The organism is Bacteroidota bacterium (assembly GCA_018266755.1).
Taxonomy (GTDB): domain Bacteria; phylum Bacteroidota; class Ignavibacteria; order Palsa-1295; family Palsa-1295; genus JAFDZW01.
Genome location: JAFDZW010000001.1, coordinates 54,414 through 80,237, shown reverse-complemented (window position 1 = coordinate 80,237; position 25,824 = coordinate 54,414). Strand labels below are relative to the sequence as shown.

The window sequence follows — 25,824 nt, the reverse complement described above, 5'->3', positions numbered from 1 at the left end:
GTATGATATCGTGGTAGCATAGTTTCATTTTCTTCATTCACAATTCACAAACGCTCATGTATCTCGCATTCAAAGTCATTCATATCTTCTGTGCGTCAATGACGCTCGGACTCTTGCCGCTTGGGTTTTGGTTTCGCTCGTACAATAAGAAAGTAGCAGGGACACCGGCAGAGTTGATCGCCATTGCATCGGAATTCGGTATCGGCCGTTTCATGGGAATGATCGGCGGTATCGGTTTGCTCATTACCGGCGGTGCAATGGCCGGGATTGCGCACTACGGCTGGTTCGATTTCACGAACTACGGCTGGTTGGCCTGGAAGCAGACGATCTATATCGTCATCCTTGCCGTGAACTTCGGCACGATGATGCCTGTCGCGAAAAAGACAATGCCCCTCGTGATGGGTCAGATCAAATCCGGTGGGTTAGCAACCGACGAGATCCGTTCCGGCGCGAGCAAGGCAGCAATGATCGGTATTATCATGAATGCACTCGGGATCATCAATCTGATCCTCGGCACGGTAAAACCGTAATTCGGGAGTGTTCAAGGTGGAGTGTTGAATTGGCGCACGATCAATTCAACACTCGACCTCCTGTGACTACAGCTCTTCCACGTAGTGCAGCTCTTTCCCGTAGGTTTCTTCCATCTCATAGAGTGAGAGGAAGCCGAGGAAGAGTGTGATCCCACCCACAAGGAGCGCACTGCCGCTAATGCCGAGCGGTCCGCGCCAGAGATTAAACAATGCAGTGATTGGGACGACAGCGCCGCGCACGAAGTTCGGGGCTGTTGTTGTGACTGTGGCTCGGATGTTGGTCCCGAACTGCTCACTGGCGATCGTGACGAACATTGCCCAATATCCCGTCCCAAAGCCAAGCAACGCGCAGATGAAATAGAACCAACCGATGGGGATCGGGGCAAAGACAAAGTAGGAGCCGATGAAAACGGCGGTCATCGTCAGGAAAATTAGCATTGCCTTCTTACGGCTGCGCAGCGTGTAGGTTGTATATCCCGATAGTACATCGCCGATCGACAGACCGACGTACGAGAATAATACTGCCTTCCCTGCATTCGGAAGTTCGCTCATGCCGAATGCTTTACCGAACTCTGGAGAAAATGTGATGAGGATACCGACGACGAACCATGTCGGCATGCCAATCCCGATCACCCGCAGATATTTCCACAAATTGCGGCGCTTCGCAAAGATCTTGAAAAAGTTACCTCGCGAGACGTTCGACTTCTTGACATGTTCGAACATGCCGGATTCATACACACCGATGCGCAGCGCAAGCAACGCCAACCCCATGCCTCCGCCGATGAAGAAGCAGGTTCGCCATTCGAACACATCGGCGATCAGCGCGGCAAGTACTGCGCCGAGAACACCGATCCCGGCAACGACAGTCGAGCCCCAACCGCGTGCTTCTTTGCTCATCACTTCGCTTACGAGAGTGATTCCGGCTCCGAGTTCGCCCGCCAACCCAACGCCGGCGATGAACCGAAGCTCGGCGTAGAGATTGATCGATTGAACCAACCCGTTCGCAATATTCGCAAGAGAATAGAGCACGATCGAACCGAAGAGAACCGACAACCGCCCTCGGCGGTCGCCAAGGATGCCCCAGAGTATGCCACCGACAAGCATACCGCCCATTTGCATTGATAGGAGCATGGCGCCTTTGTCGAGCAACACTGCGTCCGACACTCCAAGCGCTTTCAAGCTTGGGATACGGACGATGCTGAAGAGCAACAGATCGTAAATGTCGACAAAATACCCGAGCGCGGCGACGATCACAGCGAGTGTGACCGCCCGCCTGGTATGCGGTACAAGTTCGTCCTGCATGTATAGAGATGATGAATGTGTGCGCGGCACACAACAACACAACAGAAACTCTATCGTACTTCCAATCCGGGAGCGACGCCATCCGCTTCGATGAGCATCACGGGGCCCTTCTCGTCATTGACGGCAAGAAGCATTCCGTTCGATTCGATGCCCATCAGCTTCGCCGGCTGCAAGTTTGCCACAACGACGATCGTCTTCCCTACAAGCTCTTCCGGCGAATACTTTTCGGCGATGCCCGCGACAATCTGGCGTTTGTCAACTCCGGTGTCGATCTGCAATTTCAAGAGCTTCTTCGACTTCGGCACGCGCTCTGCCTCAAGCACTTTCGCGGTGCGAAACTTGAGCTTCTTGAAATCGTCAATCGAGACAAGCGCCGGTGCTGTAGGTGCAACCTCCGCAAGAGGCTTCTCCGCCTTCGCCGCCATTGCTTCCATCCGTTGGAATTCCTCTGCCGTTTGAGAGTCTTCCAGTTTTGTGACGAGTATCCCCACCTCGCCAATCGACCTATTCTTCTCCAGCCTTGCGGCAGCGGCACCTGCCCAGTCACTTGTGAGTTCGCATCCGAGCATCGAGGACAGACGAGCAGATGTGTTCGGTAAAATCGGTGCGAGATAGACGCTCATCGCACGAAGCGCTTCGAGGCATGTTCGTAGCACTCGCCCGGCTTCAGCGCGGTCCGTCTTGACGAGTTTCCAAGGTGCGTTGTCGTTGAAGTATTTGTTTGCGCGGCGAGCGAAGTCCATCGAGAGTGTCGTTACTTCGCGGAATTCGAATCGCTCATAATGACCTGCGATCGTATCGGCCAGCGTGGTGTACTCATCAAGGAAGGACGCATCGGGTTCGGCATCGGGCACTTTCGCATCGAAGTTATTCTTAACAAACGTCAGAACACGATTAGCGAAATTGCCCAAAATATCCGCCAATTCATTATTAACGTGCGCCTGAAAATCCTTCCATGAGAAGTCGGAGTCTTTCGACTCGGGCAGATTACACGCAATGGCATATCGAATGAGATCGGCATCATACCGGCTTAGGATCTCGTGCGGCTCGATCGTCCAGCCTTTCGACTTCGATAGTTTGCGCCCCTCGAGATTCATAAACTCGTTCGCCGGGACGTTCGTCGGCAGCGTGTAGCGAAGCCCGGTGTTCGCCGCATTATATGCTTCGAGCATCGCGGGGAACATGATCGTGTGGAAGACAATGTTGTCCTTGCCAAGAAACGCAACCCAGTTTAGGTTCTCGTCTTCGCGCCACCAGTTCTGCCAGGAATCGGGCAACAGTTCTTTCGTCGCACTGATATAGCCGATCGGTGCATCGAACCACACATACAACACCTTTCCGTCGGCTCCTTCGGCAGGCACGGGCACGCCCCAATCGAGATCGCGGGTGATCGGTCTGTCCTGCAACCCGGATTTCAGCCAACTACGCGTCTGCTGGACGACCATCTCGCGCCATGAGCCTGCTTTCGTTTCGACCCACTCTTCGAGGCTCTTCTGAAATTTTGACAAGCGGAAATACCAATGCTTCGTCGGACGTACGACAGGCTTGTTACCCGTAATCTTCGAACGCGGATTGATTAGTTCTGTCTGGTTCAGATACGTCCCGCAACGGTCGCACTGATCGCCGCGCGCTTCGGGGTTCGAACACACCGGACACGTCCCCTCGACGTAGCGATCGGGCAAAAACATCTTCGCCTGCTCGTCATAGAGCTGCGGTTCTTCTTTCTCCGAGAGATTGCCGCTCGAGTTGAGCGTACGGAAGAAGTCCTGCGACATCGCGCGATGCACTTCGCTCGACGTGCGTCCGTAATAATCGAATGAGATACCAAGCCGCTCGAACGTGGATTTATTGAGCGTGTGATAACGATCCACGATGTCCTTCGGGGTTACCCCTTCTTTTTCGGCGCTGATCGTGATCGGCACACCGTGTTCATCGGAGCCGCAGATGAAGAGCACGCTATCCTTGCCGTAACGCAACCGCATATACCGCACATACATATCGGCGGGGACGTAGGCCCCGGCAAGATGTCCGACATGGAGCGGCCCATTGGCATAGGGCAACGCGGCGGTAACGAGTGTGCGTTTGGCTGGCATAATTGGATATAGAATACAATTTTAGCGGGCATTGGGTTGCGCGGACACCGCTTTGGAAGACGTATAGAAACACACAAACTTGCGGATGCCGGCTACGACACGGGCATCCGCAAGTTCTTGCGCGGGAGGTGGTGAGCGTTGTTGTTATGGATAGAACCGAATTCCTAGTCCGAGGTCGAACGCGGCCCCGAATGCGGGCGAAATACCGATAAGCGGCCCCGCTTCGAGAAAGAGTTCGATCGGTGTGCGTCGGGGAATGATGTTCAACCCGACGACTACGCGCATTGCAAAACCCGTCGAGCCGGGATCGCGGACGTAAAAGTAATCGCCGTGCTTCGTATAGAGCCAATAATAACTGCCATTTCCAAAGCCAACTGCCAGTCCCGGGCCGGCGTACATTTTCACCACTTGCGAACGAAACGCATCGAAGTGCCAGAGGTAATCGACGCCGACACGCGGCGCTCCGAAATACGAACCGCCGATCGACCCGACAAAGGCCTGATCTGGTGCGGTCCAATATTTGACGGTTCCGCCCAGTGGTTCACCCAGGACGATGCCGAATCCGAAATCGTTACCGCGAGGGCCTTGCGCAGCCGCCGGAGTAGCACCAGTGACAACAAGCAGCAGGAGAGCTGCGGGAAGTAGCAGTACTGATCGTAGTGTGGTTAGCATAATAGTTACAGGTGCGATGAAATTAACAGTGAGCAGAACGGCAACAAGTATCGTGCCATGAAGAAGAACAAGCGAACATGCGACGGTCATATCATATGCGCACCCATATGACCCATAACGCAAAGCATTCAACCGACGGCCGAACACTCTATTGATATAACGACACAATAATAGTGCAACGTGACACGGCCCGAAAAAATATCTCAGGTAGTGCTGACGAGCGACCGCTCGAGATCCATGACAAGTTCAAGCATCACCGGACGAAGTTGGAGTTGTAACGCGACATTCCGCTTTGCAGCATGGACCGAATGGATCGCTTCGATGAGGGCTGCGGGGTTACCGAATCTGGAAGTGAATCGTTCGAGCGCGTCGAGTTGGTCGACGTTGAACACTACGCTGCCTGCACCGCTCGCAAGCGCAAGTGCATCCCGAAGCCACAATTCGAGCAGTTGGAGCATCTGTTCGACGTTTTGCCGCTTTTCGAGGAATGCCCCGCCGCGACGCGGAAGAAATTTGTCGATCTCGTCGAGTGCGTTTTTGCGGCTGCGTGTCAGGCCCATGCGCAAGAATTGCACGACTTGTGCACGGAGTTCTGCAACATCCTGATTCACCAGCGAACGTGCCACCGATAAGCTCCCGCCCGAGAGACGACCAAGAAACTCGGCTTGCTGTCTTTCGATGCCGTCTCGGTGTTCCAACACATCCGCGATCTCTTCACCCGAGAGCAGATCGAACCGCAGGTCCTGACATCGCGAGAGGATCGTCGGATACAGATGAGAAGGGTTCGAACTTGTCAGAATAATGATTGTATTCTCGTGCGGTTCTTCGAGCGTCTTCAGGAATGCATTCTGCGCAGCAGCACGCATGGTGTCCGCCTCGCTAATAATCACCACTCGCTTCCCCTGCCCGCCCATGCTTCGGGAAAGTAGCATGATCAATTCGCGTATCTGACCGATGCTGATCGCGATCGCTTTCGGAATATGGGTGTCGTGATACGGATCGGCCGACTTTGCGGCGAGCTCTTCGCGGATGATGTCGATCAACTCGGCCGATGCATCGTCCGACTTCTTCGACGCATCCTCGCTATCCTTACCGATCGCAAAGATGAACTGCATGAGAGGCGAAGCAAATGTCGAGATCGCTTTGCAGTTCTCGCATTGGTCGCAGGCCTCGATGCCTTTCATCGCAGGATCGAGACAATTGAGCGCTTTTGCAAGTTCGAGCGCAATCGCATCCTTTCCTGTCCCGGAAGGCCCAGTGAACAAATAGGCGTTCGGAAGCTTGCGTTGGTCCAACGCCTGGCGCAGAATACGCTTCACCCGCTCTTGTCCGACGACATTACTCCACATCGAATGCAAAAATACGATACTCCGAGATGCACAGGCTCCTATGCTCGGAATGTATCGGGAGTCGGGGTAATAATTGCGCACATTTGTCCATCCGTGCATGCCCAGCCGTATTTTTGTCGGGATGCGCAAACCGCTCACCATTGTGCTGCTGCTTCTTGGTGCAGGACTGTTGCTCTGCTTGCTGGCGTACCCGTTCGGGTATGACCAGGCTGTTTTTGCAGTTGCCGGAGAACTCTCGATCAAGCACGGCGCCGTTACCTACCGTGACTTTCTCGACACGAAGCCGCCATTTATATTCACGATCTATGGGGTTGCGATCTGGCTCTTCGGCCATCACGAATGGGCACCGCGTCTGTTCGATGCGATCGTTCAAGCGCTTACCCTCGTCTATTTCTATCGAGTCCTTCTTCGCTCCACCAAGGATACGGCTGTCGCCTTCGGGTCCGTGCTGCTATACATTGTACTGTATGTCACGAGCGGATTCTGGATGACCGGCCAAGCCGAAACCTTCGCATTGCTCCCGATCGTATGGATACTCTCTCTGAGCGAACAGGCACGAAATGGCGCACATGCTCTATCGAAGGGCATTCTCGTCGGATGTGCTTCGGCGATTCTTTTCCTCCTGAAATTCACACTCTTGGTTGTTCCTGCGGGCGCAGTCCTCTATCTTGTGCTGTACTCCGATGATCGCACATATCGCAATAGTATCCGCTTCGCATTCGGAGCTGTGGCATCGCTCGGCATCTTGCTGGGTGTAGTCATCGGTTATATGTCGTGGGCGGGAGCACTGCGACCCTTTTTTGAAACACTCGCATGGCTCAGCGGATATGCCGGGATCGATCCGGTTCTGGGTGCACATACGATCGGAGAATTATACTTTCGGCAGTTCCCGATTGCGGTCGTTACCGCACTGTTACCGACAACATTGGTGCTTGCGTTCGTAGGCATCTTCCGCAATCGCCGCAGCGAGACGAAGCCCGCAACGATCTACTCGCACTTGCTCATTCAACTTGGGTTCGGCTTATTCTCGGTATTGTACGAACGCAAGTTTTTCCCGTATCACTTTTCCCGAGTGTACTTCGCGTTCGTCCCGTTCGTGATCCTCGGTACGCGCAGTGCATGGGAGCTAAAGACAGAGTACCTCTCTTCACTCAGGAATCTCAGGGGCATTCAACGGACCCTGCGCCAAACGGCCGTCATTGGCATTGCCGCAATTGCCGTATTCTATTCGCCACTTGTTCGGGTTGTGACAAACCCACTCTACTGGGCACAGCTCCGTTTGAAAGGCGGCGATGTTGGGGCTGCGGCCGACAGTAAATTCGGCGGCTTATACTATGCCGACCAAGAGCGTGCCGCGTCGGAGCTGAAATCGGCGCTTCGTCCGAACGAAACGATCTTCCTGTGGGGAAACAACGTCGGCCTATACTTCCGCACGGAGGTCGAGCCTCGGACCATCTGCCTGACGAACACTCCACTCGTCACGAGCTGGACGCCACAGACTTGGAAAGATACGCTGCTGCGACAACTCCAGACTGCACCGCCTCGGTTTTTCGTTTGCGAGACAAACGACGCTCGCCCCTATATCACCGGCGACACACTCGATTCGCGGCAGCATCTCGAACAGTGGAGTGAACTGGCGTCATTCGTACATACGAACTACCACGACTGGAAGACAGTCGGGCATTTCGTCATCTACGAACACCAATAACTCAAATGGTTTTCTCGAAGACCCGATAGCGCTTGTACGCCGTGCCGTCCATCGCTTCGGCAGCACGGTTCATCGCATCGTTATCCTCCAGCACCCATGATGCTTCACCATAGGTCATATTCTCGTCGAGTGCTCGTTCGAGCGTTTCACGGTAGAGCAGTGCATCCACGCCGCGCCCGCGGTATTGCGGCAGCACGCCAAGGAGAATAATACGAGCGGCCTTGACCGAGCTCCGCTTGGTCATCAGGTTTTTGATCGCCACGGGCAGATTCAGCGCACCCTTCGGAATCGCAGATCCGGCAAGGAATGCCTGGTTGATATCCGGCAGAGTCAGAGTGAAACCGATCGTGTCTGTCTTCCCGCCCGGCTGTTTCTTTTCGACGAACATAACGAACTTCGGCTCGATCACCTGCTTGAGTTCCGCGGCGAGGGCATTGATTTCCTCGTCATTGAGCGGTACAGCGCCCCAATTATTCTCCCAGCCCTTCCCATAGAGTTCTTTGATGAGTTGGACATCGCGATCGAAATGATTCATATCAAGCGGGCGTACCGTAAAGCCGCCACGTTCGCGGAGCATATCCGTTACGCGCTTGAGTTTTGGCGTCAGCGTTTTCGACGCCTCCAGCTTCCAGGCCAGCATATCCTTCACCTTCCCGTACCCTGCATGTTCGATGAGGGTGCGATAGTATGGCAAATGATACGGCATCATGAATGCTGGCGGAATATCGAATCCATCGACGAGCAGACCGACTTCGTCGTTGATCGACGGACTGATCGGACCGCGAACATGCGTCATCCCCTTTGAAACCAGCCACTCCTCCGCGCGCTTGAACAATGTGTCGGCGACCTCTTGATTATTGACACACTCAAAGAAGCCGAAGAATCCCGTCCGGTCGTTATGCAGGGTATTATGACTATGGTTAACGATCGCCGCGATGCGTCCGACGATCTTGCCGTTATTTTCTGCAACGAAGAACTTCGCGTCCGCATGCTTATAGAACGGGTTGCGCTTCTCGTCGATCAGACGCATCTTGTCCATTTCGAGCGGCGGGACCCAGTTTTCTACGCCAGCATAGAGATCCCACGTCATCCGAATGAAGCGGAGCTTTTCCTTGCGGCTTTCGGCTTCCGAAATGATGATGGGTCCGTTGAGCTTATACTCCTCGTGCGTCGAACGCGTCGTCTCGGCAGCGATTGTTTCATCATCGTTGTCGAGTACCCCAACTTCTTCTCCGATCTCCTTGAAGAGTTCAAGGATCCGATCCAGATGCTCACGCTCGTGCACAGCCATGTAGCTCGTGCGCATCATCTGGTTGCCCTCCGGCACGCCGGGTGAAATAAAGGCATTGACAAATACACCGGCATCGAAGAGTTTGCGCCAGAACACGAAGGCTTTGATGTCGTCGCCGACGATCACGGGCACGATGGCACTCTGATTCTCGATGATCTTGAAGCCCATCTGCTTGAAGTTGCGACGCATGTAGTTCGCATTATCCACAAGCTTATCCATCCGCCATGGTTCGCTGCGGAGGATGCGAAGCGCTTCGAGCGCCGACGCGACGGATGCGGGCGTCGGCGAAGCCGAAAAAATTAGCGCCGGAGAGGTGTGTTTGATAAAGTTGATGACACGTTCAGCGCCAACGACAAACCCACCCAAACTGGCGAACGTCTTGGAAAACGTGCCCATCGTGAGGTCGCAATCGTCGACCACACCATAATGGCTCGCGGTGCCACGACCGCCGACGCCGATCACACCGCTGGCGTGAGCGTCGTCGCACATTACTCTGGCATTATATTTTTTCGCAAGAGCGACCATGTGCGGAAGATCGACCAGCTCGCCAGTCGTAGAGAAGATACCGTCTGTCACGATCAACTTGCCGGCATCGAGCGGCAACTTCGATAGGCGCCGCTCAAGGTCCTGCATGTCGTTGTGAGCATACCGGATAACCTCTCCGTACATCCCTTTCGCCATCAATTGACCGGCGACGATACAGGCATGATTATCCTTGTCGCTGATTACATAATCGCCTCGTTGAACGAGTGCCGGGATCACGCCTTGGGCGGTCTGGTAGCCGGTCGAAAACAGCAGACAGGCTTCCTTCTGCAGGAAGTCGGCCAGCTCTTCTTCCAACTGATTATGTAGCCGTGTGGTACCGGTGAGATATCGCGAACCGGAGCAACCGGTGCCGTATTGATCGATTGCCTTCTTCGCGGCTTCTTTGACACGAGGGTCGATCGTCAGGCCCAGATAATTGTTCGAGCCCGCCATAATGATCTTGCGGCCATTGAGGTACACCACCGGTCCTTCGTTTGCCTCGAAGGCATGGAAGTATGGGTAGTAGCCCGCCTTCTTGGCATCATCGGCTCGGGTAAACTCGTACGCTTTTTTGAACAGGTCCACGCGCAGTCTCCTTATTATTGGCGCAAAATGCGAAAATACGATTCCAAAGGTCTTATAAACACCGATTCGAGTCAAAATGACCTCACTTTTCACAGGATCGCAGACGGAAACAAATCGACCGGCGAACCGTTGATTTGGGGTACATCATCACTGCACATGCCATGTTGGCACTGCCACGAATCGTAGAGCACACCGGTCGGATTCCTCACCTGTTCTTCAAGGCATACGCTGTGCGGACAGTCTGTTTGATCGTTGTTGTCGTCTTTTCCAGTGCTAAGAGTGCAGATGCTCAACCGCTCCGTGAGGATAAAGGATATGCCATTATCTACCTTCGTCATGGAGAGGGCTTTGCAGCAAATGTTCTGAGGTCGGATCGCGATACGATTGTGGTGTATACCAACGACTACCAATATCTTGCGAAGCGTGATATCGTAAAAATCGTATTTCGACCAAAGGCCATCCGTCCGGAGGGATTTCGGATCGGATCGTACGCCGGGATATACGTCGCAAATATGATATTTGGCACCGCTGCCGCACAGCCAGGGGGATTTCTCAGTGCGAACACCTTTGGAGGCGGGTACGCGACATCAGAGAATAGTGGTTCTTTCAACGTATATGCAACGGCCGGGATCATGGCGCTCGGCATTGCTGTCGGAGGAGGGATCGGGTATCTGTTCGACCACAACATTGAAACCGAAACTACACTATACTTTAGCCCCGACTCCGCCGAGGCAGCAGCCACATGGAATACAATGGAGTCGTTGATCGAACGGCCCGTCAGGCAGCGGAAGCTGAGGATCGGTGTCACCGGCGGCTCAGTGTTTGCTTCGCTTGCTCGGACATACCGCCAACACGCTCTGGATGCGGGTTTGGAAATCACAAACTATCAGTCGAAGGATACATACTATGCGGAATTCGCACCCGGATTCGCGAACTACGACGTCCCAAGCATTCAAGACGCCAACGACTTCAACTGGGGCCGGACCGTATCGGTTAGTTATCCCATTGTCCCAAATATAGAGGCAGGAGTAGCCTGGAGTTGGTTAAGTGAACCGCGGTTCGATGCGCGCTACTCAAGCCTGCTATCGGATGACCCGCCGATCGTTGCGCTTCGCGAATTTCACGAACACCTCGATTCACGTGCATATTATGCCACCGCGAGTTATTCGCTCCCGATCTACCACCCGTCCGGCGAACACTTGTTCGAATTTCGAGGGACCGTCGGGCTCGGTTTTGCTTCCATTCGATTGGATCTCGGCGGTGCGATCGAACTTGATTCGTCAGACGCTATTGTCATTCGGAATGAGTATGACAACTCATTCCGTAAGCTCTACCCAAGTATCTTCGGGACTATCGAGGCTTCATACTATATTTCCGATGCCGTCTCCCTCGGATTGGAGGGAAGTTATTATTATATCGGGTCGGTATCGATCCACGAGATGCAGTATCTGTATATTCCAGCGGAGCGTGTCGAACTTGGCAATGCGGACATCGGCTTTTCGTTAGCCTTCCATTTTTAGACGTACCGCTCCAACCTCAGACCAATTCGCCGATGCGCGGTGGCAGCAGTGCTGTCAGGATTGCTTTCATTCTGGGTGCATCGAGCCGATAGAGTTCGAATACAGCAAGCGATGCTTTTTTCATTTCGATCGCAGGTCCATGGGCGCCGACGAGGGCACCCGCAAGCGTCGACAAATGTGGCTCGTGTCCGACAAGCATCACCGGCGAGTGTTCATGAATCACCGAACCGATAAAGGCCATGGTCCGATCGATATCGGCGGAGGGCAACAGGACATCGGAGATCACTCGGTTTGCCGATACGGCAAATTCCGAACAGGCAATTTCGGCAGTCTGTACGGCGCGCACTAACGGACTCGATACAACAAGAACGGGAGAAGCTAACCGCATTTGTCGGGCAGCGGCCATCACCGTTGCAGTCTTTTCACGACCTTCGGGCATCAACTCACGCTCCGCATCCGAGCCTCTGCGGCTATGGTTTTCTGCGATCCCATGACGAAGTAAATAGATGATCACCGGTACATACTTTGACTCGTTACTAACGTCAGACGCCCCTAATCAGGTTTTCGACCATCGTATAAGAAACCAAACGGGGTGTCGGCTGAGAACAACAGCCAACACCCCGCAGATTACTGTCACGTGTTGCGATTACTTCGACGTTTCTTTCACTGTCGACGGCGCACCGGGTTTCGGAGTCACACCGGACCCACGGACAACCCACACCGGGATCGCTACGCACGGGCGCTGACGGTTGAACTCGACGTTGTCGAAGCGATCAATACGCGCCATGAGCTCCGGCTGTGCCCAAAGGAACGTTACCGGCTGTTCTTCATGGACGATGTCGGAGAATCGCTGCATCAACGCCTTACGCTTGACCGGATCGAACTCCATGCGATTCTGCTCAAGGAGTTTGTCGGCTTCCGGATTGATGAACGAGTAAATGTTCGAGCCGCGATTCTTCGCCTGTGACGAGTGCCACAACTGGAACGGATCGTCTTCCCCGGCATTCCCCGTAATCGCAGAGAAGCACGCATCGAAATTGTGCTGGCGAAGGTTCTGCAAGAACACAGACCACTCCACTGCTTGTACTTCGGCCTGAATACCCACCTTGCGGAGCTGTTCGGCAACGATCAACAAGATCTGTTTGCGAGCTTCGTTACCCGCATTCGTCTGGAACGTGAACTTGAATGGGATCTTCTTTCCGTCGATCACTTTATCGAGCACGCCATCGCCATCCGAATCGGTCCAGCCCGCTTCTGCGAGCAAAGCTTTTGCAGAATCTACATTATAGCTGACCGGCGGTTCGGGACAGTAGTTCGGTTGCGTGAAAATAATAGGGCCGTCAACCTTCTGACAAAGCCCCTTCATGACGGTGTTGATGATCTGATCACGATCGACGAGATGTGAGAGAGCCCAACGTACTTTTTTGTCTTTGAATAGCGGTCGCTCGGAGTTCCATGCGAGATATGCTTCGACATTGAAGTAGTATGTATCACGCTTAATGTAGGGTTGTTTGATATCCACCCACAACGCCGGCGGGGTAACGTTATCCATGAAGTCGACATCTTTCCCTTTGAGTGCTGTCACTGCAGCGTTCGGATCGGTGATCGTCTTGTAAATGATCTCATCCACGTAGGCTTCTCCCCACGGAATGTCCTTCGCCCAGTACTTCTTGTTCAACGAGATTGTGACGTTGTCGTTCGTCCGCCATGACTTGAAGAGATAGGGGCCCGAACCGATGTAGTACTTGCCGCTGCGATCCTTTGAGATCTCGTCAAACTTGTCTGCATAATCCTTCCCCGGACCCGATGGTACCGGACCATGCTTGAGGTTTGGCCATGCAATCTTGTCCGTCATGTTGTTCGGGTCGAAAATGTGCTTCGGCAGGATAAGCACGTAACCACCACCGAGCACACGATCCATCAGATAGTACGGTTCACTCAGGTAGAACGCAACTTTGTACTTATCGCCACCGACGAGCGCGACACTGTCAACCGAATTGAGATAGTTACCAAGCGACGTCGCATCGAGAATATTCGGATTCATCGCCGTCTTGAACGAATAGATTACGTCTTCACCGGTAAGTGGTTGACCATCACTAAACGTAACATCCTTGCGTATCGTATAGGTATATACCTTATGATCGGGGCTAACTTCGGGCAGTGAAGCGATCCACGGGATCAATTCCTGCGTCTTCGGGTTCGAGCTATTCAGGGGTTCCCAGATCATTTGGAAGACATACGGTGCACTCGCATCGTGACTTACATACGGGATCAGGTTCGTGACGTCGGAAAGCTGCCACCATACGACGTTGTTTTTCGTCGAGAGGTTATACTGGTTTCCCGGTCCCCCCTCTTTCTTGCCGCAGCCTACAAAACCGATCATCGCTGCCAGCAACGCTATCACAGTTATCTTTTTCATGTCAAACAGAATATAAGAAAAATATGCAGGGTTAGAGTATCGGGTTACTCTATTCAAAATCATGTTCGAAATAGGCGATCACCCGCTCGCCGCTCGTTGTCGAGTCGCCTTTCCCTGTTTTTACCCGAGTTAGTTTTTCATCGAGCTTCCGGGCAAATGCCGCACTTGCATCGTAGCCGTAGTGCTTCAGTAAGTAATTGAGTGCGATGACTTCCGAGATTACGGTAATATTCTTCCCGGGAATGATCGGCAGCTTCACCCGCTCGACTTCGACACCAAGCACATGGATGGTCGACTCGTCGAGTCCGGTGCGAGTGTAGGTCGCTGTCGCATCCCATACCTCCAGTTCGACGATCACTTCAACACGCTTTTGAAATCGGATGGCGCGAATACCGAACATTTCCCGGACATTGATGATACCGAGTCCGCGTATCTCCATGAAATGCTCGCCGAAGTCCGTCCCGGAACCCATCAGAATCCCCTCACCCTTCTGCGTCACCACCACAACGTCGTCGGCAACGAGGCGGTGACCGCGCTCGACGAGATCAAGCGTTACTTCGCTTTTTCCGACGCCGCTTTTTCCGACAAAGAGAATACCCACGCCATACACATCGATGAACGAGCCATGGATCGTGGTATGGAGGTTGAACTGATCGTCGAGGAAATCGCTAATGAGGTAAATCGCTTTTGTCGTCTCGATCGGCGTCGTAAAGGTCGGGATCGCATGCTCGTCACAAATGGCAAGCATTTCGGGCGAGAGCTTATTCCCGTTGGTAATCACGATGCACGGAATATCGAACGACGCGATCGTGCTAAACGCCTTGATGCGATCTTCTTTGAGAAGCGATTCGAGATAATACAGCTCGGTGTTCCCGAAGATCTGCAGGCGGTGGAAGGTAAAGAGGCCGACGTATCCTGCCAGCGCGAGTCCAGGTCGGTGCAGATTCTTATCGGTGATACGTTTGGTATCGAGCCCGGACTCACCGGCCACAAGCGTGAGCTTGAACCGATCTTTCATCTTCTGATAGAAGTAGCGAACAGAAAGCTCCTCCTTATGGAGAGGCTTAAAGTTCATCCAGGCCGGTTGCTGCCCTTGTTGGTCTGCCATAGTAAGAATATGGAAACAACGTATTTGCGTCAGGGTTCACCCCGAATTTCGGCATGCGTTCGCAGAGTCGCCAATCATCGCCTAATGTTAATTTTCCATTACCTGACAATTAAGTATCGGATAAGAATCGCTGTTTTCAGCATGCTATGAGCACTTTTTCGTTGCCCAAGTGTTAGGCTACATAGGACGCACAATATGCAACAAACTACGCCTATGTCCAAGACGGTACTGATCGTCGATGATGAAAAAGACATCCGTGACCTCCTCGCCTATAATCTCTCGAAAGAAGGATTCGGGATCTTGACCGCCGCCGATGGCAACGAGGCCTTGACCCAGCTCGCTCAGCATACGGTCAGCCTCGTCATTCTCGATATCATGATGCCCGGCCTCGACGGTCTCGAAGTCTGCAAGCGGATCCGAGCGAACGATCAATGGAAAACCCTTCCGGTGATCTTCCTAACCGCACGAAGCGCAGAGGTCGATCAGATCGTCGGTCTCGAACTCGGAGCCGATGACTATATCCAGAAACCGGTTTCACCCCGCGTCCTTGTCGCCAGAGTCAAGTCGATGCTCCGGCGCACGAACGAACGTACGCCGAAACTGCCGGAAGATGCGGTCGATGATATTGTGCGAATCGAGGATCTTGAGATCGATCGCACAAGCTATCGCGTCAAGATCGGCGGTAAAGAAGTCTTCTTCCCTCGCAAGGAATTCGAACTCCTTTTCTATCTTGCAACGCATCCTGGTCGCGTGTTTTCACGCGATGCCCTCTTGAACAAAATCTGGGGCGAAGGTGCGTATGTCGTCGAGCGAACCGTTGACGTTCATGTCTTCAAAGTCCGCGAGAAGCTCGGAACACTTGGCGACCGGATCGAGACGGTCAAAGGCGTCGGATACCGGTTCGCAAACTAACGGATGTGCAAACGGCGTAGAGGCTAAACTCATAGCCCCTGAGAACCGTTATCCTTCCTGATCACCGACTCGCTGCACGTGTCGTCACTACGTAACCGCGCATTTCTTATCCCGATCCTGTTCGTTGTCGCCGCGTTTGCGGTCGCTACAGCAGTACTCGCAACACTCGGCGAGTTGCAACCGAGCTTCCTCTGGACGGCCGTAACGGCATGTGCGCTCTCGATCATTTTCTTTTGGCTGCACAGTGCAAGACTCGTCCGGCCGATCGCCGACCTTGCGCCGCAGGCTGCGGAAGTTGCCAAAGGGCGCCTCGAAGTCTCGAACTTCGGCCCGACCGAAGTCCCCGATGAGCTGCGTTCGCTGGCCACCGCCATTAACGCCATCGCCGAAAAGCAGGCACTCGATTACGCAGCCATGCAGAAGCTCGAACGAGTCCGGAGCGAATTCCTTGCGAATGTCAGCCACGAACTACGTACTCCGATCTTCGCCGTTCAGGGCTTTCTCGAGACATTGCTCGACGGAGCGGTGGACGACCCGAACGTCAATCGCGACTTTCTGCAACGAGCTCATGGTCAGTCGGAACGTCTCAATGCCCTGCTCAATGACTTGATCGACATTAGCCGCATCGAGTCCGGCGAGATGCGCATGAGCTTTCGGCTCTTTGACATCCAGCCGTTCCTTCGCGATCTGGTCCACGAAATGAGCGCCATCGCTGCACAAAAACAGATCGAGCTCTACTTTACCGGCAACGTTCTGCCCCACCACGAAGTCGAAGTCTTCGGCGACAAAGACCGCCTCAAACAAGTCATGGTGAATCTGATCGATAATGCGATCAAATACACCGAACAAGGGGGAGCAGTCAAAGTCGAGCTCTACGACAAGCAGCCAGGGGAAAACCAGGTCACGATCGTCGTCCACGACACCGGCATCGGCATTGCGGCCGAACATCTGCCCAGACTCTTCGAGCGCTTCTACCGTGTCGACAAGGACCGCTCCAGAATGTCGCCCGGCGGAACCGGGCTCGGACTCGCCATCTGCAAACATATTGTTGAGGCCCACCACGGCACGATCTCGGTCAAAAGCACTCGCGGCGAAGGCTCCAGCTTCTCGGTCACGCTACCGAAAAAGCCCCGCAACTGACCTCCTCGGGCACTACGTAACTCCTTGTATTTTAACGTTCTAATTTTACACAATCGCACGTTCTCCCACTGACCTGAACGCACGCTGGTCGATCAGTCCTGGGACGGAGAACTTGTGCCCTGAATTTCTGTGCGACCATTCGATGCTGATTTCTGACCTCGTCATTCTGACTTACAAGTGGTGCCTGTCATGGGGTAAATCAATATACAACAGTTCTCCCAGAAAACAAAAGCGGGCCACAAGGGCCCGCTTTCTATCATGACTAATTAGCCAGTCGCTAGTGCTTACTCATGTGAGTAGACGTACCATGTACCAGATCCATCCGCCACCAGCGATACTGCTCCGTCAATTCCATTGAAGGCCGGGATTGCGCCAACAATGACATCGGTTCCGGCCGCAACGACACTAACAGTGTTCGCACCGGTCGTACCCTTTGCAATGACCGTGATCATCAGTCCGGCATTGGTTGCTGCGGGCAACGTAATCGTGAGCGCTGCTGCTGCAGTACCAGCATCGGCGAGCACGAAACGGTCTGTCGCGGTTGCGGTGTAGTTTGCAGTCTTTGTAACAAAGCTACCCGCGATACCCGTCAGTGTCGCCGTACCAGAGTTATTGATACGGGTCGTCCCGGCGGTCTGCAACGAGCCCGAACTTGCATTCACATTGTTCGTCGCGGTGACACTGCTAAACGTCGGCGTAGCCGTCGTGCGGATGTCCTGGATCGTGTTCAGCGTCGAGCCGGTGAATGCGAGGCTGGTACCGAGCGAGATCTCGGACGGAGCCGCAGCAGCACCCGAGTTATTACCCAGCAGCCTTGCATCCGCTACGTTCTGGATCTTTGCGTAGGTAACGTTTGCATCGGCGATCTTTGTGGTAGTCACAGCACCCGTTCCGATCGTCGTGGCTCCGGTATTCACGATTGTAACATCACCCGACATCGGAACGGACTGCCACAGGTTTGTGGCATCGGCGACAAGGATATTACCATCCGTTGCCGTCGTCGTACCGAGCGTTGCGCCGTTGATCTTTGCAACCGTTGCATTACCAACCGTACCACTCAGATCACCGCCAAGGGCGCCATTTGTCACGGCGTTATCAACATAGTTCTTTGTGGCAGCATCCTGGGCCAACGTGGGATCGGCCAAGTTGATGATCTTGTTCGTGGTACCCATATCCAGTGCCTGGCTCTGCGTGCCGAGGCCCGTGATCGCACCATAGACACCGCCGGCGAGGTCGCCGTTGACGATGCTCGAAGCGAGATTCAACTTCGAGTAGGCAATCGCTGCCGTGTTGCTAATATCGACATTATCGATCGTACCGTCTGCAATCTTCGCACTCGTCACTGCACCATTCGCAATTGTCGGATTCGGATACGTTCCGGTGAGATCGCCGCCAGCTGCACCACCAGGTGTGGTACCCGAGATCAGGACACTGGAGGCTGCCGTCAAGCGGCCCTGAGCGTCAACGGTGAACGCACCTACATGTGTCGCGTCACCATAGGAACCCGCGGACACGGTAGTATTTGACAGGTCGATCGACGAAGCCGATGCGAACGTAAGCCCGCCACCCAGCGTGAGCTCTGACGGAGCCGCTGCAGCGCCAGAGTTATTACCCAGCAACGTTCCATTGGTTTCGTTCTGGATCTTCGCGTAGGTAACCGAGCTATTGGTGAGGTCGGCAGTGGCGATGCTGTTTGTCAGGTTCAACTTCGAGTATGCGATCGCAGCAGCAGGTGCAATGTCCGTGTTGACGATGCTGCTTGCGAGGTTTAGCTTCGAGTACACGATCCCGGCAATAGCCGATACATCCGCATTGACGATGCTACCCGTCAGATTCAACTTCGAGTAGGCAATCGCCGCTGTGGGGCTAACGTCGGCATCAACAATAGTACCGTCCAAGATTTTTGCGCTCGTAACGGCCGAGTTCGCAATAGTTGGATTCGGATACGTTCCGGTGAGATCGCCGCCTGCCGCGCCGCCCGGCGTAACGCCGGAGATCGTCGTACTAACCACGGATGTCAAACGGCCTTGTGCATCGACGGTGATCGTCGGGACAGTCGTCGCGTTGCCGTATGTACCTGCCGAGACCGTCGTATTTGCCAACGCGATCGACGACGTGGTCGGGAAGGTCAGTCCGGTGCCGAGCGTGATTTCTGACGGTGCTGCGGCACTACCGGAAGCATTGCCGAGAATCGTCAGTGGCGACTCGTTCTGCAACTTTGCGTACGTGACGTTCGAGTTTGCGATCTTGGCGGTAGTCACCGCATTGTTCGCAATCGTCGTCGCCGTCGTACCGCTGGTCGTCACATCCCCGGTAAGGTTACCGTTGCCGACTGCATGCGTTCCGGTGAAGACCGCAAGCTGACCGGTCGTGCCGGTAACTGCAGCGTTGACGCCCGTCGTGATCGAGTTATCGACATAGTTCTTAGTCGCAGCATCCTGGGCCAATGTCGGATCGGCCAAGTTGACGATCTTATTGGTGGTACCCATGTCGAGCGCCTGGCTCTGTGTGCCGAGGCCCGTGATCGCGCCGTACACGCCACCGGCGAGGTCGCCGTTGACGATGCTCGAAGCGAGATTCAACTTCGAGTAGGCAATTGCTGCCGTGTTACTAATATCGACGTTATCAATCGTACCGTCTGCAATCTTCGCGCTCGTCACCGCGCCGTTCGCGATCGTTGTCGCAGTTGTTCCGGCGGTAGTCACATCACCGCTGAGATCGCCATTACCGACTGCATGCGTTCCGGTGAAGACTGCGAGCTGGCCCGTCGTCCCGTTGACTGCGCCGTTGATGCCAGTTGTGATCGAGTTGTCCACGTAGTTCTTCGTCGCAGCATCCTGAGCGGATGTCGGATCGACGACGTTAACGATCCGATGGTTATTCATATCCACGAAGTCGTTGATCGACACACCGTCTGTTCCGGTAGCCGACTTGATGGTTGCCCCACCGCCCGTATTGATCGTCACATAGCCGAGATTGCTGAGGTCGTGGTTGTTCAGATCCGTATTATCGTCCAAGTTGATCGTACCGCCCCCAGCGTTGATGTGTCCAACGTTTGTCACCGTACCGCCTGCCACCATGTCAAGTGTATGCGGATTGACCGAATTATCTACGATCATTTGTGTCGTACCGTTGGTGACGATACGCAACTGAACATCATCTGACGTACCCAGGAAGTTATTCGTGTTATCGGTCAACCCTGAGTTGCCGGTGTGTACCCATGCCGTCGAGGTGATGGTGTTATCGACGTAGTTCTTCGTGGCAGCATCCTGGGCGGAAGCCGGGTCGGTCACGTTATTGATCAGGTGCGAGTTCATGTCGAGTGCCTGGCCCTGCGTGCCGATACCCGTGATCGCGCCATACACGCCACCGGCGAGGTCGCCGTTGACAATGCTCGATGCGAGGTTCAACTTCGAGTAGGCGATCGCTGCCGTAGCACTGACATCGACATTATCGATCGTACCATCAAGAATCTTACCGCTCGTGACTGCACCGGTCGCGATCGTGGTGACCGCGCTGTTGCTGGTCGTCACATCGCCGCTGAGATTCGTGCTACCGATCGAGTTGGTGCCTGTATAGATCGCAAGCTGCCCAATTGTTCCGGCAGTGACGGCGTTCGTGATCGAATTATCAACGTAGTTCTTCGTGGCCGCATCCTGTGCAGAAGCCGGGTCGGTCACGTTGTTGATCAGGTGCGAGTTCATGTTCAGCGCCTGGCTCTGCGTGCCGATACCCGTGATCGCGCCATACACGCCACCGGCGAGGTCGCCGTTGACAATGCTCGATGCGAGGTTCAACTTCGAGTAGGCGATCGCAGCCGCCGGATCGACGTCTGCATTGACAATCAGGCTCGAAGCCAAAAGGCCCGTGCCGCCAGTTGCGTGCACGACGCCGTTGGTCGTCAAGTTACCAACTGTGAGCGAACCGCCGGTCACTGTGTTGCCGGTTGCGGATGCGACCGTAAACATGCCGGTGTTGTAGTTCAAAGTTGTACCGTCGTCGGAGAGCAACGAATTGCCGATGGTCGTACCGCCTGCGTTATTCCACTTTGTAATGAAGTTCTGCGTGCCGGTACCTGTAACGGCGATTTCGCCAATGGGCCGGGATTCGAGTGTACCGCTATTCGAGGTCACGACCGTGCTCGATGCGCTTGCCGGAAGCGAAGCGATCTTGACGGTACCATTGACGTTGAGGGCAGCGGTCAGAGACGTGCCGCCGGTATATCCGATTCCAACATTTCCGGCGAGCGGATTGATATACAGTGCGCGACCGCCGAACCCCTGGCGGATGGACATGATCGTCGCATAGTCACCACTCGTATTGTAGCCGATCTTCAGCTGCTGGTTATTATCGGTCGAGCCGCGAACCACGATCTGCCCGGCGTCTCCGACGCCCGCACCCGGATCATCGGCTGTCATCGTAATACCAGTCGCCGCAGCCGTGAACGAGCCGCTGTTGTAATTCAAGGTCGTGCCATCGTCTGTCAGCTTCGAATCGCCGAGCGTATTCGTGCTTGGCGTCCACTTCGGAATCGTATTCACGGTGCCGGAGCCGGTGACGAACGACAGTGACGATTGCTCGATATTGCCGCTATTGAGCACGAGCACATTTGTGGCCGTCACGCTCGAGGGAATATTCGGCGCCGAGATCGTCGGGGCATTGAGGTTGATCGTCGAACCGTTGGAATTCGTGCCGATCGTCGTCGTTGCCGATACCGATGAGTTGATATTCGTATTGTTGCCGTTCGCATCGTTGATCAGCACCGAGAAACTCGGATACGATTCGAGCGCAAGGTTGAAATCCGAAACGATCGAATTATTCGGGAAGCTCGATCCGTCGATCCAGATGCTGGCGCCGGACTGCCCGAAACGCGCGATCCCGGACACGGCTGCATCGCCTTGCACGTCGAGATCCCATTTCGAACTCGGGTACGAGTCGCCAGAAATTGCGTCGGGCGAACCCTGAATAACGAGCTGCGGATTTGCCGAACCGTTACCGATATGCGTAACAGCGTAGGCACTGTCATTGATATTGGTCGTTCCATCAGCCGCGACATAGATACGCGTCATCGCATTCGTAACGATGCGCAACGGATAGTTATCCAGATTGCCGAGGATATTGTTGGTCCAGTCGCTGTCAAGCAACAAGTTGCCGTGGGTAAGCCACGCAAGCGAGGCCGTCCCGGGTTGCGGAGCCGTGAGGATCATGCCGCCGCCAGGAGGTAGCGTATATGTTCCACCAGTGAAGGATCCCTGGATTAGGGAGAAATGCCCCAAACCGTCATCAAGCTGAAGGTTATGAGGCTGCTGGGCAAGCGCCGTCGTTGCGAACAACGCGCAAAGCAGGAATGCGATCGACTGTTTCATAATTCGAATGTCTGAGTATCAAAAAAACTGCAAATCCTAATGTGCTGCTGGCGAACACTATTGCTCCGCCACTATACTATTACTTCGACATTCCAGTTTGTATCTGGGCTCGGACTCTCACATGGCTAATTCTCTCAACAGTCCGAAATAAAAGGGCAAAAATCCATTGACTTCCATACAAATATACAACGGTTTTTGATCGAATCCAAATTATTCGGATTTTAGGCCTATAATGCCCTCTTTTTGACACACAATAGCTTATTTCGAATAAAATTAATAGGTTGGGAGACGACGGACTCGTATATAGGACAAAAAAAGCAGGCCGGATGGGCCTGCTTTTTCATAAGATGTAGATCCTCAGGTCGGCTTTATTGCTTCACTACTGTGATGTTCGAGCCGGTGAGCATGGTCGTTGCGTTCGTACTGCTGGTGTTCTGCGCCCACTGGACGCTGAGGTTGCCGGAGCTGGCACCCGTCTGAATCACACCGCTGAACATGATCCATGTGTGCTTATTCGTACCGCCGTCGTTCGTGAAGGCTTGGGCACCACCACTCGTATTCCATACCACCTCCTGGTTAACCTGGTTATTGCCGGCGCCGCGACCGATGTCATGCGTGACAATGCGCATTGTTGTGGTCGTACCCGTAAAGTTGAAGGCGATCTTCACATCCGGTGCGTTGTTCGCGCACTCGACGTTCAACATGCCGGATACCGTGTAGGTTGAGCTTGCGTTTAGAGCGATCGACGCCAACGCGCCGTCATCGGCCAAGGTCGTGGTGCTCGTGCGCGACTCATCGCTGACTTTCGCCTTCGTGATCGTCGTACCCGAGCTCGAGCTCGGAGCAGCCCACTGCACCGTGCCACCGACATTCGTGAGCACATCGCCCGAGTTCGCGCCAAATGAGCTCATGTGGTTGTATGTAACCGCATGTGTCAGCAGCTTCAACCCGCTGACGGAGCTGTCAGCCAACTTGCTCGTCGTCACCGTACCGTTGGCGACCTTCGAGGTCGTGATGGCATTAGCGACGATATCGATGTTCTGGATCGAGTTCGTCAGGGTAAGCTTCGAGTACGGGATTCCGGCTGCAGCGGCAATATCCGCGTTCGTCACTGCACCTGCAGCGATCGTCGGGTTCGGATACGTGCCGGTCAGATCGCCACCTGCAGCGCCGGTCGGCGTCGCGGTCGGTGCCGTCCATGCGGCGTTTCCGCCGACATTCGTCAGCACATCGCCATTGTTCGAACCCGTCATATTCATGTGGTTCGGGGTCACTGCCTTGGTCAACAGCTTCAACCCGCTGACGGCGCTGTCAGCCAACTTGCTCGTCGTCACCGTACCATTCGCGACTTTCGAGGTCGTGATGGCGTTGGCGACGATATCTGCATTTTGGATCGAGTTCGTCAGCGAAAGCTTGGAATATGCAATCGCAGCCGTTCCTGAAACGTCGGCATCGACGATCGTACCGTCGAGGATCTTCGCACTCGTGATTGCATTCGCAGCAATCGTCGGGTTCGGATACGTACCCGTCAGATCACCACCCGCTGCGCCAGTCGGCGAATGGCTGGGCGTCGACCATACCATGTAGGCCGAGTCAACACCGTTGCTATACGAAAGCGTCAGAACATCGCCGACGGCGCCGACGGCTGCCGGGAACAGGTAGTTGCCATTGTTCGACACAGACGGACAACGGAAGCCGACATACTGCGAACCCGTGCCGCTCGGTTCCTGGAAGCGGATATCGCGTGCCTGGTTGTCGCTGTTGGTCATCGCAATGCGAGAGTTTGCCGTGATCAGGAATGTGCCGCCGAATGTCTGATTCGCTGTCCACGTATTCGAATTCCCGAGGTTGATGCCAAGCGGCGAACCGACGGTACCATTACCGCTGAGCGTCGAGTTCGTTGTCACCGTCGCGGAGGCTGGTGCTGTCCACGTCGCACTCCCACCAACGTTCGTCAAGATGTCGCCGTTGCTCGAACCCGTCATATCCATGTGGTTCGGCGTGACCGAGTGCGAAAGCAGCTTCAAGCCGGTGATCGCGCTATCGGCCATTTTGCTGGTCGTCACCGTACCGTTGGCGACTTTCGATGTCGTAATGGCGTTGGCGACGATATCGGAGTTTTGGATCGAGTTCGTCAGTGCGAGCTTCGAGTATGCGATGTTGGCTGTCGGGCTCACATCGGCATCAACGATCGTGCCGTCCAAGATCTTCGCACTCGTGACCGCGCTATTGGCGATCGTGGGATTCGGATAGGTACCGCCGAGATCACCACCGGCGGGGCCGGTCGGGGTGCCGCTCGGTGCTGTCCACGTCGCGCTGCCGCCAACGTTCGTCAGAACATTACCGTTGCTCGAACCCGTCATATCCATGTGGTTCGGCGTGACGGAGTGCGAAAGCAGCTTCAAGCCGGTGACGGCGCTGTCGGCTAACTTGCTCGTCGTGACCGTACCATTCGCGACCTTCGAAGTCGTGATGGCATTGGCGACGATGTCCGCGTTCTGGATCGAGTTCGTCAGATTCAGCTTTCCGTAGCCGATCGATGCCGAGCCGCTGACATCGGCGTCGACGATCAAGCTCGACGCAAGCGTGCCCGTGCCGCCCGTGATGTGCATCACGCCGTTGGACAACGCAGGCATCGTGATTGCACCGGCTGAGGAGAACGACATCCGGACATTGCCAACGCCGTTGGTGACGATATTGAAGCTTGTCGCATCGAGCGTCCCGATCTGGTTGTTCGGGCTCGATGAGAGATTCCCGCCCAAGAGCCACGCCGACGAGACGCCGGGGGTCGTTGCGACGAGGATCGAACCGCCGCCCGCAGGTAGCACGAACGTGCCGCCGGGGTTACTGCCGGTAATCAGTGAATAATGACCAGCGCCGTCATCGATCTGTGCGCTATGGCGTTGAGCTGTGGCTTGTCCTGTGAGCAACAGGCACACGGCAAGTGCGATCAGTTTTTTCATTTGTTTTTCTGGGTAAAAAAAAATCAACGTTATCCAGTACACGGTGCTGCATGCAGAGCATCACTACGCCTACCGTGCTGGACGGCAAGCGTAGATCCAGTTGATCGCCGGAGTGCGGATTCCTATGGCTAGTCTCTCAACAATCCGCAGTGTAAAAGGGCAAAAGCGATTGATAACTAAGGCAAATATACGCAGACAAGGACCATATTCCAAGCGAAACGACCTCGCGCAATCACACTACACGATTTTTTCTGTAAACTATTGATAATAAACAACTTTAGAAACAAGAATTTTACAAAAAACGTAGGTAAGCAAAAGCGGCAGGCCCGAAGGCCTGCCGT

15 protein-coding genes are annotated in these 25,824 nt (G+C 54.5%); 5 read left to right on the top strand and 10 right to left on the bottom strand.

Annotated features, from left to right (window positions below; all coding sequences use genetic code 11):
- Positions 1-56 precede the first annotated feature (56 nt).
- Entirely contained in the window at positions 57-530 is a 474-nt protein-coding gene (locus JSS75_00265; protein MBS1902123.1) for a hypothetical protein, read from the top strand.
- A gap of 66 nt (positions 531-596) precedes the next feature.
- Here the strand turns inward: JSS75_00265 and JSS75_00260 are convergent, their stop codons facing one another.
- The 4 genes from JSS75_00260 to JSS75_00245 all read right to left on the bottom strand — a co-directional run bounded on the left by JSS75_00260 (position 597) and on the right by JSS75_00245 (position 5,946).
- On the bottom strand, positions 597-1,832 hold the full coding sequence (locus tag JSS75_00260; GenBank protein ID MBS1902122.1) for an MFS transporter: 1,236 nt from the start codon (positions 1,830-1,832) through the stop codon (positions 597-599).
- 50 nt (positions 1,833-1,882) lie between these two features.
- Entirely contained in the window at positions 1,883-3,925 is a 2,043-nt protein-coding gene (gene metG / locus JSS75_00255; GenBank protein ID MBS1902121.1) for a methionine--tRNA ligase, read from the bottom strand.
- Between the two features lie 144 nt (positions 3,926-4,069).
- The gene (locus JSS75_00250) at positions 4,070-4,597 is read right to left on the bottom strand and encodes a hypothetical protein (GenBank protein MBS1902120.1); all 528 of its coding nucleotides are present in this window, start codon (positions 4,595-4,597) and stop codon (positions 4,070-4,072) included.
- Positions 4,598-4,800: 203 nt separating this feature from the next.
- Positions 4,801-5,946: an AAA family ATPase gene (locus JSS75_00245; GenBank protein ID MBS1902119.1), complete on the bottom strand. Its 1,146-nt coding sequence runs from the start codon at positions 5,944-5,946 to the stop codon at positions 4,801-4,803.
- A gap of 97 nt (positions 5,947-6,043) precedes the next feature.
- Here JSS75_00245 and JSS75_00240 point away from each other — a divergent pair, with 97 nt between their 5' ends.
- Entirely contained in the window at positions 6,044-7,654 is a 1,611-nt protein-coding gene (locus tag JSS75_00240) for a glycosyltransferase family 39 protein (protein ID MBS1902118.1), read from the top strand.
- A gap of 1 nt (position 7,655) precedes the next feature.
- On the opposite strand, the gene JSS75_00235 is transcribed toward JSS75_00240, so the two are convergent.
- Complete coding sequence (locus tag JSS75_00235; protein ID MBS1902117.1) at positions 7,656-10,055, bottom strand: aminotransferase class I/II-fold pyridoxal phosphate-dependent enzyme; 2,400 nt, start codon at positions 10,053-10,055, stop codon at positions 7,656-7,658.
- Between the two features lie 230 nt (positions 10,056-10,285).
- On the opposite strand from JSS75_00235, the gene JSS75_00230 reads away from it, so the two are divergent.
- Positions 10,286-11,575 carry a hypothetical protein gene (locus JSS75_00230; protein MBS1902116.1) on the top strand — a complete coding sequence of 430 codons (1,290 nt, stop codon included), beginning with the start codon at positions 10,286-10,288 and terminating at the stop codon, positions 11,573-11,575.
- A gap of 16 nt (positions 11,576-11,591) precedes the next feature.
- Here the strand turns inward: JSS75_00230 and sixA are convergent, their stop codons facing one another.
- From sixA to JSS75_00215, 3 genes are all read right to left on the bottom strand, one after another.
- Complete coding sequence (gene sixA / locus JSS75_00225; protein MBS1902115.1) at positions 11,592-12,089, bottom strand: phosphohistidine phosphatase SixA; 498 nt, start codon at positions 12,087-12,089, stop codon at positions 11,592-11,594.
- Positions 12,090-12,221: 132 nt separating this feature from the next.
- Positions 12,222-13,994: a hypothetical protein gene (locus tag JSS75_00220; GenBank protein MBS1902114.1), complete on the bottom strand. Its 1,773-nt coding sequence runs from the start codon at positions 13,992-13,994 to the stop codon at positions 12,222-12,224.
- 49 nt (positions 13,995-14,043) lie between these two features.
- A complete protein-coding gene (locus JSS75_00215) occupies positions 14,044-15,069 on the bottom strand; it encodes an HPr kinase/phosphorylase (GenBank protein ID MBS1902113.1) in 1,026 nt (341 codons plus the stop codon).
- Positions 15,070-15,315: 246 nt separating this feature from the next.
- Here JSS75_00215 and JSS75_00210 point away from each other — a divergent pair, with 246 nt between their 5' ends.
- Positions 15,316-16,014 (top strand): response regulator, encoded by a 699-nt coding sequence (locus tag JSS75_00210; GenBank protein MBS1902112.1) that lies wholly within the window; start codon positions 15,316-15,318, stop codon positions 16,012-16,014.
- Positions 16,015-16,092: 78 nt separating this feature from the next.
- On the top strand, positions 16,093-17,154 hold the full coding sequence (locus JSS75_00205; protein MBS1902111.1) for a HAMP domain-containing protein: 1,062 nt from the start codon (positions 16,093-16,095) through the stop codon (positions 17,152-17,154).
- A 284-nt stretch (positions 17,155-17,438) separates the two neighbouring features.
- On the opposite strand, the gene JSS75_00200 is transcribed toward JSS75_00205, so the two are convergent.
- A complete protein-coding gene (locus tag JSS75_00200) occupies positions 17,439-22,520 on the bottom strand; it encodes a hypothetical protein (GenBank protein MBS1902110.1) in 5,082 nt (1,693 codons plus the stop codon).
- 368 nt (positions 22,521-22,888) lie between these two features.
- Positions 22,889-25,483 (bottom strand): hypothetical protein, encoded by a 2,595-nt coding sequence (locus tag JSS75_00195; protein MBS1902109.1) that lies wholly within the window; start codon positions 25,481-25,483, stop codon positions 22,889-22,891.
- Between the last annotated feature and the right edge of the window lie 341 nt (positions 25,484-25,824).